Raw genomic sequence first — 14,447 nt, forward strand, 5'->3', positions numbered from 1 at the left:
TGCTGCAGATGAACAAATGTTAATGCATTATGACAACTCACAACACATCTAATATGGTTTCCATCTTCATACTCCTCGAACCCTTTACCAGCAATGAACTATTTACCGGCTTGTGTTGCTTTAACCAGGCTGTAGCTTCGGTTGCATTTTTAAAATATACAAAAGGCTCAGCAATACCTTCAAAATCTCCTCCCACCAAAATCACATTGCTCCACGTATAATTTTTTATCAGGGAAACAATGTCCTGGTGTTCTTTTTTACTTTCAGGGCCAAGTTCCATCATAGCCCCTAATACCAATACTTTATTGTCAGCCCGGATTTTTGAAAAATTCTCTATTGCCAGCTTCATGCTGCTCGGGTTGGCGTTATAGGCATCCAGTATAATTTTATTGCTTCCTTTTTCAATCAACTGTGAGCGGCTGTTTGAAGGTGTGTATTGCTGAATAGATGCAATGATCTTTTCATCAGGAACTTTAAAATATTTGCCTGCAGCAATAGCAGCCAGCACGTTTGGCAGGTTATAATCGCCTACCAGTTGTGTTTGAACAGGCATAATATTGCCGGCTTTTATCCAGCCTATTTCAAGAAAAGGTTCGCTTTTAATGGTATTGCCGGTTATATTAGCCGCATCCGTTCCATATGTATATATGGTAGGAATTCCTTTGCTCATCTCCCGCAGGTAATCATAATCCCACATTACGAAAGCAGTGCCATTATTCAGGCGCAGGTAATCAAACAGTTCCCCCTTTCCTTTTCTTACGCCTTCAATGCCGCCAAAACCTTCAAGATGAGCTTTGCCGCAATTAGTGATCAAACCGTGAGTAGGCGCAGTATATACACAATAGCCTTCTATTTCTTTAAGATGGTTAGCACCCATTTCCACTACGGCTATTTCCGCGTCTTTTTGTATAGCCAGTAATGTAAGTGGTATACCGATATGGTTGTTTAAATTTCCCTGGGTGGTATAGGTTCTGTATGCAGAAGAAAGCACAGCATGAACCAGCTCCTTGGTCGTTGTTTTTCCGTTGCTGCCGGTAATAGCAATAACAGGAATATTGAATTGCCGCCTGTGATAACCCGCAAGCTCCTGCAGGGTAGTAAGTACATTAGCCGTGCGGATGATCCTGTTATCAGAAAAGCCCGGGTCTTCATCTACCACCACAAAAGCGGCGCCTTCATCAAGCGCCTTTTTGGCAAAAAGATTGCCGTTGAAGCTTGGGCCTTTCAAAGCAAAAAAAATATCACCGGGCTTAAGTTTCCTGGTATCTGTTTCTACAGATGAAAATTGCAGGAAATGATCATATAGCTGTTCTATGCGCATAGCTGCAAAAGTAGGTAAGATTGAGCAGTCAGCGGTCATGGGTCAGCTATCAGCAGTCAGCTATCAGCTAAGGGCTGTGAGCGGTGGGCGGTTGCTGAAGTCTGAGATTGGTGTATGGATATTGAACAGAGTACAAGGTAAGGGTGTCAGGTCAATGCAGATCAGTGGTGGATAGCAGTTGTATTTTACCTGGCATGGGTGAAGCTTTAGCATCAAAATTTTTTATCCCCTAAAAGCAAAACAGTGGGCTTAGCTCTTTAGCTGACTGCTGATAGCTGAAAGCCGATAGCTCCCCGCTCCCCGCTAATCCCCTAACTTTGTATAACAAAGCATTTTCCATGAAATACCACACACCTGGAAAGTCAACCTTATCTGTAAGCGAAGTGGTGTTTGGCTGCATGTCTCTTGGCAGAGATGATGATGCCAATGCCATGTTGATTCACGAAGCAATTGATTCGGGTATAAATTGCTTTGATACCGCCAATATTTACCAGGATGGCTTTAATGAAGAGACACTTGGCAAAGCAATTAAAGAAAAAAGAAGCAAAGTAATTATTGCTACCAAGGTGGGCAACCGCCGCAGGCCAGATGGTAAAGGACTTGACTGGGATCCCCGGAAAGAGCATATGCTTACCGAAGTGGAAGAAAGCCTTAAAAGATTGCAAACAGATTATATTGATCTTTACCAGCTACATGGTGGTACAATTGATGACCCGATAGATGAAACAATCGAAGCTTTTGAAATCCTGAAGCAACAGGGCAAGATCAGGTTCTATGGTATTTCTTCTATAAGGCCGAATGTTATACGTGAATATGTGCAGCGCGCTGCTATAGTGAGCGTGATGATGCAGTATAGTTTGCTTGACCGGCGGCCGGAAGAAACCTGTTTTTCTTTGCTGGAAGAAAACAGGATTGGCATTTTGACGAGGGGAAGCTTAGCAGGAGGATTACTTGCGGGCAAACACGCTAACCCATACCTTAATTATGATGAAGACCAGGTATATAAAATGGCATCTGCGGTGCAGGCTATTTCCGGGTTGCAGAGAAATGCATCGCAAACAGCTTTACAGTTTGTGCTGGCCCGGCAGGAAGTAACAGCAGCAGTTGTGGGCATACGCACGCCTGAGCAGCTCCGCGATATTATTGCGGCTACGCTTGCTCCACCACTTACTGAAAATGAAATAGCGTATCTGCGTTCCCAGCTCCCGGTGAATTATTATGAGTTGCATAGGTAGCACATCGTAGACCGGAATTGAGTATTTTAAGCACATAGGATATATGCCGGCAAAGGTTACTTTAAATTTTTGTTTTTTTGCTTCCGCAACCGGCTAACCAGGTTACTGGTAGAAATTGCAGATGGTGTATCGGCATAATTTTTACCTGCTAATTACGGGCGTTTTAAAAACCTAAGCCTATAAACTTAATCAGCAAATGGACTTTTTAAAAATATCGGAAGTAAATAGAAAGGATGAGCTTGGATTTGAAATCAAAAACATTAACCTTTCCGTTGCTCAGTTCAGCAAAACGGCAATAGCAGGTGCAACGGGCTCAGGCAAAAGCACTTTGCTAAAAATTATTGGCGGACTAGCGCATGCCGATTCCGGAGTAGTACTGTTCAGGGGAGAAAAAGTTTTAAGCCCGCTTGAAACACTAATACCCGGGCATAAAGGCATTGCATACCTGTCGCAGCATTTTGAATTAAGAAATAACTATCGCGTTGAAGAAGTATTATCGTACGGCAATACGCTCGAAGAAGATGAAGCACAAAATATTTATACCATCTGCCGCATTGATCATTTACTGAAACGTTGGACAAATCAAATTTCAGGGGGAGAAAGGCAGCGTATAGCGCTTGCTAAATTATTGGTTAGTTCTCCCCAATTACTGTTGCTTGATGAACCCTTTTCCAATCTTGATTTTACACACAAAACCATTTTAAAATCTGTTATAGAAGATATTGGTAAAAGGCTGCAGCTTACCTGTATCCTTGTTTCTCATGATCCGCAGGATGTATTATCGTGGGCAGATAATATTTTAATCATACAAAACGGAGCAGTTATTCAGCAGGGCTCTCCTGAGGAAATTTATAAAAGACCGGTTAACGAATATGCAGCAGGGCTTTTTGGTAAATATATTTTACTGCCTGGAAGTGTAATAAATTATACTGTGCCGGATGGAAAAAATCTTTTTATACGTTCTTCTCAATGCACGGTTAACGGCACACAAAAACCAATGCTGAAAGGCGTGGTGAAGAAAGTATTATTTACCGGGGATTATTACGACGTTGATATTGCCATCAATCAACATATTGTTACTATCAAAACTGAAACCGACAGTTTAAGCGTTGATCAGCAGGTTACGGTGTCTATACAAATTCCGGAAGTGCCGTGGTTTTTGTAATGAATGGGCAATAGTGAATAGCAACAGTGAAAGTTTTAAAAGTTATTTAGCAGCAGGAGACAGGAAGCAAAAAATCATTTGTTACAATACCGGAATAATTTGATTATATCTTCCTCCTTTTTAAAATCAATTGCATTGGCTTTTATAAAATGGTTAAACCTGTCGCCAATAAAGTACTTAACTACAGGATAATATCTTACTTTGTCGATGTGAAACATCCCTGTCCGGGTTTTGGGGCCTTCAAAAGAAATGCTTTCGGAATCCACGCGCTGGTAAAATTTTATAGTTTTCTTAATGGCAATCTTATACACGTTGTCTTTACGAACCTGAAGGAGATATCCTTTGTCATAATAATACACCAGGTCATTAATCACCAGGCTACAATATTCCTTCAAAACAACTTCCCCTGTTCTCCCGGTCTTCTGAAGATCGTAGTATCCAATCCCTGCCTTCCCTCATTCATATGATAGAGCTTGCCATATTTTTTATACTGCTGCGCTATGATCTGCGCTATGGCGCCTTCACCACGCATACGCAGGCCCCAGCGGGTATCATTTACCTTACCATCGTGACTTTGTTCTATCATGTGCCAAACCTTATCCGCCCGGTCGGGGAAATTTTTATACAGCCAGTCGTGAAACAAAAATTTGATGGCGCCATTCAAACGGATAAATGTATACGCCGTAAACGTTGCACCTGCATCTGCCGCCGACTTCATGATGCGCTGCATTTCATGGTCATTAAGCCCGGGTATCATCGGACCCATCATAATGCCCATTTTTATACCGGCATTGCTTAGTTCTTCAATTACTCTCAATCGCTGAACCGCTGTAGCTGTTCGCGGCTCCATTACGCGGCGCAGCTCTTCATTAAAAGAGGTAATGGAAACCATTGCTGTTACCAGTTTTTTTTGTGCAAGTTCCTGCAATACATCTTTATCTTTTATGATCCAGGCATTTTTGGTGAGTATACCTACGGGATGATTAAATTCATTACAAACCTGTAATAATCCTCTTGTTAAGCGATACTTCTGTTCCGCCGGTTGGTAGCAATCTGTATTACCACTAACCATTATCGGCATTACTTCCCATTTGGGATGCATAAGCTGCTTGCGCAGTAATTGAGGTGCGTTCATTTTTACGATGATCTTTCTTTCAAAATCAAGTCCTGCACTGTAGCCCCAGTATTCATGCACATTGCGGGCATAACAGTATATACAGCCGTGTTCGCAGCCTGCATAGGCATTCATGCTGTAAGCCATTCCAACATCAGGGCTATCCACTTTATTCACAATGGTTTTGCTTTGCTGTTCTATATATTGGGTGGGAACATTAGGGTCTGTCCAGTCATCAATGCCTTCAATATGTTCGCGGGTAATTTCGTCTTTTAAGAATTTGTTTTTGGTATTAAACTGGGCGCCCCTGCCATGCAGGTATTGCTCGGCTTCTTCTTTATCCCGAGCAGATACTTTATAGTGATCTTGTTGTAATTTGTTGGACATATAATTTTGTTGCATCACAGAAGCAGTGAGAATACAGTGAGTCACGCGGGTCATGTATTCATATCTGCATAGCGTGATAAATTATAAAATCATTCTTTTAATTCCTTCTTTCATAGGAAGTGTGTAGCTGTATCCATCATTTGAGATGCTGACTGCTTTTCTTTTTCAGAAAGCGTTTATACAGCTGTGCTATATATTGTTCCATAATTTTCAGTAATTAAAAATTCTCTGTGAAACTCAGTGTCCCAGTATCTCCGTGATTATCCAATCAGAACAACTCACCCTGCCTCGTCATCACCGGCAAATTCTGAAATACAAACCGCTCCGCTATCTGGTATGCTTTTTCGCCAACACGCCTTTTCAGCAGCAGCATGCTATCTGCAATAAAACGTCCGGTAAAATGCCGGTGACTGTATTCCTGCCAGCCTTTTTCATATTGCCAGGGCGCCAGTTTGCGTGCAATAGTAAGATGTGGCTCCAGCATAAAATGCGGCTTATTATCATCATTTAATTTCATGAGCCGCTGTGTTTCTGTACGGATTTCCTTAACCAGGTTCTGCACCGGTATTTTTGATAGCACATTTATATATATGGTGTGCGAAGGAAAACTTCCGTAATCTTTCAGCTCCAGCTTAAATGCCGGCGAACCCATTGCCACTGTTTTCAACCGGTGTATGATTCTTGATTCCATCATTTCATACTGCACAAAGTTTACCAGGGAGATATGCGGTTTGCCCCACCTGGCAGTATCTGTTTTGTAGGTGTTGGCAAAATCTTCTTTTATCTTCATGATCTTGTGCCACAGCTCTTCCGGCGGACTTAGCACCAGCAGGTATTCGTTTACGTTATACCCGGGTAATGCCTGAATTATTTTTTGCATAACGATGATTTTGATCAATCAATTATTTAGCATAAATTTACTAAATATTTTAGTAAAACAAATTTTTAAATATATGGAAGAGAAAGTTTTTTATAAATCCAGTTATAACGGAACAAAAAAATTCAGCCAGTGGGATGTGGAGCATTCGGATGCTACAGGATTCGGAGCTGCTGCAGATGATTATATGGAACGCAGTATTGATTTGAATGAAGAATTGATGAGAAATAAACCCGCTACATTTATAATGCGTGTAGGCGGCGATGCTATGATTGATGCAGGTATTTCCAATGGTGATATTGTAATAGTAGACCGGTCGGTGAAGGCAGCCAATGGTAAAATTGTGATTGCTGTGCTCAATGGTGAAATGCTGATACGGCGGTTAGAAAAAACTTTTAACAAAACAAGGCTTATTCCTGAATGCAAAAATCTTTCACCGATTGACGTTGATATATCGGGAGCAGATTTTGCCGTGTGGGGCGTGGTTACGTATTGTATACATGCATGTTAGAAGCCAGCTTAGGAAGAAAATCTGTTTTAGCTTATAAAACGACGGATATTACGATTCGCAAAATGCAATATCCATCGTTTAAATATAACAGGCTGCCAACCAGTTATTTTACCGGCATTACCCTGCCACTGAAGCTGACAGGGCTCCTGTTGGTAAGCTGCACATTTAACTGAGCCGAGCCATTGGTAAATAAAGTAAAATTATATACCTGAACTTCGCGAACATCATTTGCCCTGATATTGATGTCCCATCTTCCTGTACCTGATTCATTCTTGTTCAGGGTAAAATTTGTTGAGCTGAAATCTAACGGGCTTGTTGTTTCGCCTATGGGTGCGGTATAGGCACGTCCAAAATAAGGAAGCGCTGATGTAAGTGTATCATTATTTAAAATAACAGTGTAGCGTGAGGTAAGCGTTCGTGAGCGGCCACGTTGAGGCATAACCTGGTTGGCAACAAATATCCATTTACCTGATGTGATCGCCTGCGCCATCTCTGCCTCAGACGCACCCACTACTTCAACAGGTTGTTTTGTGGTGGAGCAGGAAGCAAAAAAATACAGGCAAAAAAATAACGCGATACCTGGAGCAATAAAGCGAAATTTATTATACTGTTTCATAAAAGCTATTTTATGTCTATAAAGTTACAACACAGGTTATCCTTAATACAAGTGTTTGGAAAATTTTATTATGACATTGAGAAAACAATAAAAATAATAATAGCTATTAGGTATAATGTACGATATTTGAAAGGGTTGCTATTGCTCATATTAATTCAATAAATCTGTTATGGATACCCGAAGAGAATTCCTTCGTAAGTCAATGCTGCTGTCCGGCGCTGCAGGCCTTTCATCTTTTGTTCCTGAATCTATCCAAAAAGCATTTGCTATTGATCCTGCCCCCGGCAGTACATTTATGGATGCGGAGCATATTGTAATAATGATGCAGGAGAACAGGTCTTTTGATCATTGTTTTGGAACGTTGCAGGGCGTAAGAGGCTTTAATGATCCGAGAGCCATTTTGTTACCGGATAAAAAACCTGTTTGGTTTCAAACCAATGATAAGGGAGAAACTTATGCACCGTTCAGGCTTGATATAAAAGATACTAAAGTAACATGGATGGGTGATCTTCCCCACTCCCGGCCAAGCCAGGTAGATGCGCATAACGGGGGGAAGTACGATAAGTGGTTGCAGGCAAAAAAATCGGGCAATAAAAACTATTCAGATATGCCTTTAACTATGGGGCATTATACAAGAGCTGACCTGCCATTTAATTTTGGCATGGCGGACGCTTTCACCGTTTGCGATCAGAATTTTTGCTCAGCAATGACGAGCACAACGCCCAACCGCTCTTTTTTCTGGACGGGTAAAATAACCAATATAGAAAACGATATTCCCAAAGCTAATATCCGTAATGATAATTACAGCTATGGCAAAATGCAGTGGCAAACATTTCCTGAGCTATTGCAGGAGAACGATATATCGTGGAAGTTTTATCAGAATGAGATAAGCTGCGGTGGTGGCTTCCAGGGAGAAGAGCGATCATGGCTGGCAAACTTTGGTTGTAACCTGCTGGAATTTTTCGCGGCATACAATGTAAAATTTTCTCCCCGATATATTCAAAACTTACAAAAACTTGCCGATGAATTACCCGGTCAAATAACAAAACTGCAGGAAGAAAGTCCTTCAAGCGAAGATGCCGCTAAAAAAATACAAACTGAAATTGCGAAAAAACAAGAGGTGCTTGGTAATGCCCAGGAAGAATTAAAGAAGTGGAATAAGGCAACATTTGAGCAGCTGCCTGAAAAGGAAAAAAATCTTTATCGCAATGCCTTTGTTGTAAACGAAGGCGATCCAAACTATCGCAGTATTACACAGCTAAAGTACAGGGATGGCAATGAGGAAAGAACAGTAACCATACCTGCAGGAGATATACTACATCAATTTCGTAAAGATGTGAATGAAGGAAAACTTCCAACCGTTTCATGGTTTGCCGGCCCGCAAAACTTTTCTGATCATCCCAGCGCACCCTGGTATGGAGCATGGTATGTTTCTGAAGTACTGGATATACTCACTAAAAATCCGGAGGTATGGAAGAAAACCATTCTCATTTTAACCTACGATGAAAATGATGGCTACTACGATCATATACCACCGTTCTCCATACCGGATAATAATAAGCCGGGAACCGGCAAATGCTCTGAAGGCATTGATACGGAAATAGAACATGTAAGACTAGAACATGAATTAAAACACGGTATTCCTGAAAAGCAGGCAAGAGAAGCACCGGTTGGCTTAGGCTTCAGAGTGCCTATGGTCATTGCATCACCATGGAGCAGGGGCGGTAAGGTATGTTCAGAAGTATTTGATCACACATCCACCCTGCAGTTTCTTGAAACTTTCATCAATAAAAAATTCAATAAAAATATCCACTTAGATAATATCAGTAAATGGCGGCGTACTATATGTGGAGACCTTACCTCGGCATTCAGCCCCTTTGATGGTACACCGGTAAACAAAGTTCCTTTTTTGCAGAGAAATGAATTTGTAGAAGATATTTATAATGCTAAGTTTAAGAATGCGCCGGCCAGCTATAAAAATATCTCAACCAGTGAAATTGAGCAATCAGTAAAGAAAGCCGATTTATCAGGATTGATGTCATCACAGGAAGAAGGAACAAGAAAAGCCACTCCTTTATCGTATGAATTATACGCTGATAGCCGGTTAAGCAGTGATAGAAAAAACATAGCAATTAAGCTGACAGCAGGTAACGCAGTTTTCGGAAATCAATCCTGCGGATCACCATTCAGCATATATGCCCCGGGAGCGTTTACAGATGAAAAAGGTAAAACTGAAAATGGAAAAAACTGGGCGTTTGCAGTTGTAGCAGGCGATAGCCTGACATACGAATGGCCGGTTGATGCATTTGAAGCCGGTAAATATCATTTATGCGCTTATGGGCCTAATGGCTTTTTCAGGGAGTTTAAAGGAGATAAGAATGACCCTCTTGTTGATATTCTTTGTAAATACGAATCCTCTGCAACAAAAAATATATCCGGCAATATTGAGTTAAAGCTTACAAACAAAAGCGCCCGGGGATCCTTACACGTTGAGGTTATTGACAATGCATATAAAAACAAAATTGTAAAGCGAGTTATAACAAAATCTACCACAGAAAATGTTGTGCTTAACCTTGGTAAAAGCAGTGGCTGGTATGACTTTACGGTAAAAGTATCAGGCGCTGGAAATTTTGAAAAAAGATTTGCCGGCCGGGTTGAAACAGGTAAGGAAAATATTACAGATCCTTATATGGGGAGAGTGGTGTGATGCGTTTCAGCTAACTGCTTTCAACAATCGGCCATTTTACCTGAGATATGAGGTTTAACGGATTATAGGGAGTTAACAGTACTCCCTATTTTTTTGTCACGATTATTTTCTTCATCGGGGCTTTTCTCCCGAAAATCGAAGCATTATTCACCTTTACCGAAATAAGTTTTAAAGCTGCTGTTTCCTTTACATCTTTGTATTGTCAAACAGCGATACAGCAGCCACATCCTCTGAAAACCGGAAACCGTTAGAAAAGCACAATCCATCCAAATCCTGAGAAAGCCACCGAGATAAATCCGGATCCTCTGAAACTCAAATCCACTCCTAAGCAATTACCATATATCACTCCAATGCTTAAAAACCAATCCATCATCCTTAAAAAGCAGTAAACCAATACCTGGAAGCACCACTCCAAATTCTGAACAACCAACCCGTTAGAACCGGAAATCATCAGCTCCCTTATTAACCGTAAGACATCTAACCTCTGAGATTTCAAAAATATTAAAGCCATGTCGATTATGACGTGGCTTTTTTAAATTCACTATTCAATGTCATTTCCTTAAGAAAGAGTATTCCAATTTTCCGAATGTAGGTACTACTGCTATTTATGGCAGATGCCTCGTGCCTTATAATGACATCATTACGGATGAATTGAAAAACAGGTTTCCTGCGTTGCGCCGTGTGTATAATGATTTAGCATTACAACAAATACTTTTTATAGAATAGCACACGGAATACACGGATGATACTGATAAACACCGATATATTCCGTAAATATCCGCCATATCCGTTTTATCCGTGTTCCATTCTGCGTATCGGGCATGCCCGAAGTTATTTTTAAATAACCCCTGATATATTTCCTGCCACGAATTTCGGTGTCTGCCCGGCGGGAATGGGTTTGTTACACAAAGAGCCACGAAGGATACACAAAGTTACACAGAGTGTTTTATTATTCTTTGTGGCTCTTTGTGTAGCCTTCGTGTACCTCTGTGAAATAACCAGTGAATATTGCAACCGGTAAGCCGGGAACTTGTAAGCTGTAACCGGCATCCTGCCGCATAGCGGCCAACTGTTTGTAGAAAGAAAGCAAATGTCATCCTTATATTTTTCCTGATTCAGGTTTGGTACTCGGCATGACAGTTCGCGGTGGCGGCGTGACGCGTTCAAATCTTACCACTCCTCCTTCCTTCCTCCCTCTACCGTTCCCTATCTCTTTTCATACGCCGGCACCTTAGGTGGAGTATAGCCTTTCGTTTTCATCAGGTTCTTTATTTCCGTTATGGCACGTTCCAGTTGCGGATCAATGCCCTTAGCCATTGCCGTCAGGTCTTCCGGCACTTCAATATCAGGGTCAACGCCATGCCCTTCTTTAAACCAGGTGCCATCAACATTATACATACGGAAAGTAGGAACAGTTATTCCTCCTCCGTCAATCAGGTCCGGGCAGCCGCTGATGCCAATTAAGCCTCCCCATGTTCTTGTGCCTATCAATGGGCCTAATCCTCTTTTCCTGAAAAAGTCAGGAAAAGCATCACCGCCGGATCCGCTCCACCCGTTCATCAGCATTACCTTGGGTCCAAAGTTGGATTGCGGTGGCCAGGGCCAATCTTTTCCATCACGTATCGCCCAATACGCAACCGGCGGGCGATCCAGCATTTCAATAAAACGATCAGGTATCTGCCCGCCATCATTAAAGCGTTCATCAATAATCAATGCCTTCTTATCTGTTTGTGCATTCAGTTGACGCAACAGCTCTGTCTGTCCGTCAATGCCTGTGCTTGGCACGTAAATATAACCTACCTCTCCATTAGAGGCTTCTTCTACATGCTTGCGCATACCTTCAATCCATGCAAGATTGCGAAGGCGGTATTCATCATCCATCGTTTTTACCACGGCTGTTCTTGCACCTGTAAAAGATGCCGTGCTATTGTAGGTAAGCTCAATGGTTTTATTAGCTAATCCAATAAAAGCAAGGTAGGGCTCCTGCGCTGTGGTAAGCGGCACCCCATTTACTGCCAGTATATAATCGCCTTCTTTTATTTTTATACCTGATTCGGCTAACGGTGAGCGCTCTTCTGCATCCCATGAGGCGGGTTTCAGGATTTTTTTGATCCTGTAATATTTTCCATCAGCCTGCCAGTCAACACCAAGATACCCGCAGGATTCTCTTTTCTCCGTTTCACCGTCGCCGCCTCCATGATAGGTGTGGGAGGCATTTAACTCGCCAATCATCTCACCAAGAATAAAATCAACATCTTCTCTTGTTAAAGCGTCATTCAGCATTTTCATATACCTTTCCTTTACAAGATTCCAGTCAATCCCGTGCATGTTGGGGTCATAGAAATAATCTCTTTCCAAACGCCATGCGTCAGTAAATAGCTGTTTCCACTCCTGCATCGGATCAACAGTCATCATCATTTCTGCCACGCGAAGAGGTTTTTCAAATTTTTGATTTTCCTCTGGTTTAATTACCGCATAGGCGCCGGCCCGCGATACCAGCATTTTTTGTTTGTCGGCAGAAAACCAGTAGTTACCAGCTCCGTCAAGTATGGTTTTTTCGTCGCGCTTTTCAATATCATAAAATTTTACAGAGGGTTGTCCTTCCGGGGCGCCGGTATTATTGTATCGCACATAAATCACCTTGCCTTTAACCGTACTTATATTACCAAGGTTGCCGGATGAAGGTGGAAGAATAACCAGCCTTTGCTCAATATTGTCAAAATCAATATCAACCGGTTTATCTTTTTCTTTTTTATCTTCTGTTGATGGTTTGCTGTCTTTCCCCTTTTTCCTGTCGTCTTTTGCCGGCGCTTTTTCTGTTTTCTCTTCATCTGCTTTAAGTGACACGGTATCGTTTTTGGCGGCAAGAACAGAGGGCGTGTCTGCTTTTAATGCAATAGCAGCGAGCTGTGTGGAATTAGCGTAAATAAATGAATTGTCGAAGTCGCCGTAATAGGGCAGGAATTTTTGCGAGGTAAACAGGAATAAATATTTTCCTTCTGTATCAAAAGTTGGTTTGGTACAATTATAATAGCCGCTGGTTACCTGGTATTTTGTTTTATTTTTTGTATCATAAATGAATACAGCGTTGTGCCAGTTTTCCAGGTCCCTGCTATAGGCAAGCCACCTGCTGTCTGGTGACCAGCTGAACGAAAAGTTTTCCTGTTCTCCATAACTATACCGCATTGCCGCATCTGCATCGTAGGTTTGATTTGCAGCAATATCATATACTTTTATTTTATTCGCTTTATCTAAGTAGGCGAGCTTTTTACTATCGGGACTCCAGAATAAATGATAGCGGAAGCCTGCGCCGTAGCTGGTTAATTTTTTTGCACTACTTTCTTTACCGGCTTCCATCAACCACAATTCATACTCTCCGCTTTGATCGCTCCAGTATGCAATACTTTTACCATCAGGGCTCCAGGATGGATAACGTTCTGCAACACCGGTACTCATCGTCAGATTTTTAACAAACCCATCTTCTGCAGGCAGAGAGAAAATTTCTCCTCTTGCTTCAGCCAGCACACGGTTACCATCTGGGCTGATGTTTACATGCTGGATGTATTTATCCGCTTTTTCCAGTCGTGGCTTCAGTGCCGTTCTATCCATTACCACATTTATATTGATGGGCTTATATTGAAGCGTACTTAAAGAAAAGAGATATAATTTACCTGCCTGTTCAAACACAATATCATCCGGACCCATAGAAGGGTAATGCGCATCGTAATCCGTAAATTTTGTTAGCTGCTCAAATGATTTTTTGCTGATATCGTATCTCCATAAATTCATGCGCTGCTCAGGCCCGCGATCTGTGAGGAAATAAATAAAGCTGCCGTGCCACATTGGAAATTCATCTGCTCCATCGCTGTTAGCAGAAATATTTTCTGATGCCAGCGTTTCAAAATTAAAAATATGTATGTCTGCATTCCATCCGCCGCGATAGCGTTTCCAGTTGCGCCCAACCTGTGAGCGGAAGTTCAGCGCCATCTGTTTGCCATCAGGCGAATAAGCGCCATACTCCGCGTATGCCAATGGCAGTTTTACGGCGGCCCCGCCTGAGGCAGGCACTGTATAGAATTGATTGAAACGGTATTTGCCACTTTCCCTTATTGAAGCAAACAGTACGTTTTTGCCGTCATTTGTCCAGTCAACTATCCTGTCGTTGCCGCTATACGAAGTAATGCGCTGTGGCACGCCGCCGGATACAGGGATTGTATATACATCCCTGTTGCCATCGTAATTACCGGTAAACGCAATGACAGACCCGTCAGGCGAAAATTTCGGGTATATCTCCACGCCGGCAGGAGAGCTCAACCTTACTGCATTGCCGCCATCTTTTGACGCAACCCATAAGTCATTGGCATAAGAAAAAACGATTTGTGTTTTGGAAACATCCGGGAAACGAAATAATCCCGCATCTGTTTGTGCATTCGCGTTACTTACATACATTCCTGTAAAAAGCAGGTAAAAGCAAAGCTTTTTCATGTGTCTGTTTTTAATTGATTTGTTTACCA

10 protein-coding genes are annotated in these 14,447 nt (G+C 41.9%); 4 read left to right on the top strand and 6 right to left on the bottom strand.

The features are described from left to right. Positions 1-37 precede the first annotated feature (37 nt). Positions 38-1,321, bottom strand: coding sequence for a UDP-N-acetylmuramoyl-tripeptide--D-alanyl-D-alanine ligase (locus DC498_RS08320; protein WP_116873702.1), 1,284 nt, complete (start codon positions 1,319-1,321; stop codon positions 38-40). Between the two features lie 338 nt (positions 1,322-1,659). On the opposite strand from DC498_RS08320, the gene DC498_RS08330 reads away from it, so the two are divergent. Then, complete coding sequence (locus tag DC498_RS08330) at positions 1,660-2,556, top strand: aldo/keto reductase (protein WP_116873876.1); 897 nt, start codon at positions 1,660-1,662, stop codon at positions 2,554-2,556. Between the two features lie 196 nt (positions 2,557-2,752). Then, positions 2,753-3,721: an ABC transporter ATP-binding protein gene (locus DC498_RS08335; protein ID WP_116873704.1), complete on the top strand. Its 969-nt coding sequence runs from the start codon at positions 2,753-2,755 to the stop codon at positions 3,719-3,721. 74 nt (positions 3,722-3,795) lie between these two features. Here the strand turns inward: DC498_RS08335 and DC498_RS08340 are convergent, their stop codons facing one another. The 3 genes from DC498_RS08340 to DC498_RS08350 form a co-directional block, all read right to left on the bottom strand. After that, a complete protein-coding gene (locus tag DC498_RS08340) occupies positions 3,796-4,116 on the bottom strand; it encodes a hypothetical protein (RefSeq protein ID WP_116873705.1) in 321 nt (106 codons plus the stop codon). Continuing rightward, positions 4,113-5,222 carry a PA0069 family radical SAM protein gene (locus DC498_RS08345; RefSeq protein ID WP_116873706.1) on the bottom strand — a complete coding sequence of 370 codons (1,110 nt, stop codon included), beginning with the start codon at positions 5,220-5,222 and terminating at the stop codon, positions 4,113-4,115. The genes DC498_RS08340 and DC498_RS08345 overlap by 4 nt, the downstream gene beginning before the upstream one ends. 268 nt (positions 5,223-5,490) lie before the next feature. Further along, on the bottom strand, positions 5,491-6,102 hold the full coding sequence (locus DC498_RS08350) for a 2'-5' RNA ligase family protein (RefSeq protein ID WP_116873707.1): 612 nt from the start codon (positions 6,100-6,102) through the stop codon (positions 5,491-5,493). Between the two features lie 73 nt (positions 6,103-6,175). Here DC498_RS08350 and DC498_RS08355 point away from each other — a divergent pair, with 73 nt between their 5' ends. Further along, positions 6,176-6,610 (top strand): LexA family protein, encoded by a 435-nt coding sequence (locus DC498_RS08355; RefSeq protein WP_116873877.1) that lies wholly within the window; start codon positions 6,176-6,178, stop codon positions 6,608-6,610. Positions 6,611-6,713: 103 nt separating this feature from the next. Here the strand turns inward: DC498_RS08355 and DC498_RS08360 are convergent, their stop codons facing one another. Then, positions 6,714-7,226: a DUF4251 domain-containing protein gene (locus DC498_RS08360; protein WP_116873708.1), complete on the bottom strand. Its 513-nt coding sequence runs from the start codon at positions 7,224-7,226 to the stop codon at positions 6,714-6,716. 169 nt (positions 7,227-7,395) lie between these two features. On the opposite strand from DC498_RS08360, the gene DC498_RS08365 reads away from it, so the two are divergent. Further along, on the top strand, positions 7,396-9,933 hold the full coding sequence (locus DC498_RS08365; RefSeq protein WP_116873709.1) for a phosphocholine-specific phospholipase C: 2,538 nt from the start codon (positions 7,396-7,398) through the stop codon (positions 9,931-9,933). Positions 9,934-11,139: 1,206 nt separating this feature from the next. Here DC498_RS08365 and DC498_RS08370 read toward each other — a convergent pair. Next, positions 11,140-14,418 carry a S41 family peptidase gene (locus DC498_RS08370; protein ID WP_116873710.1) on the bottom strand — a complete coding sequence of 1,093 codons (3,279 nt, stop codon included), beginning with the start codon at positions 14,416-14,418 and terminating at the stop codon, positions 11,140-11,142. Positions 14,419-14,447: the final 29 nt, after the last annotated feature.

Source organism: Terrimonas sp. (genome assembly GCF_003075435.1).
GTDB lineage: Bacteria > Bacteroidota > Bacteroidia > Chitinophagales > Chitinophagaceae > Agriterribacter.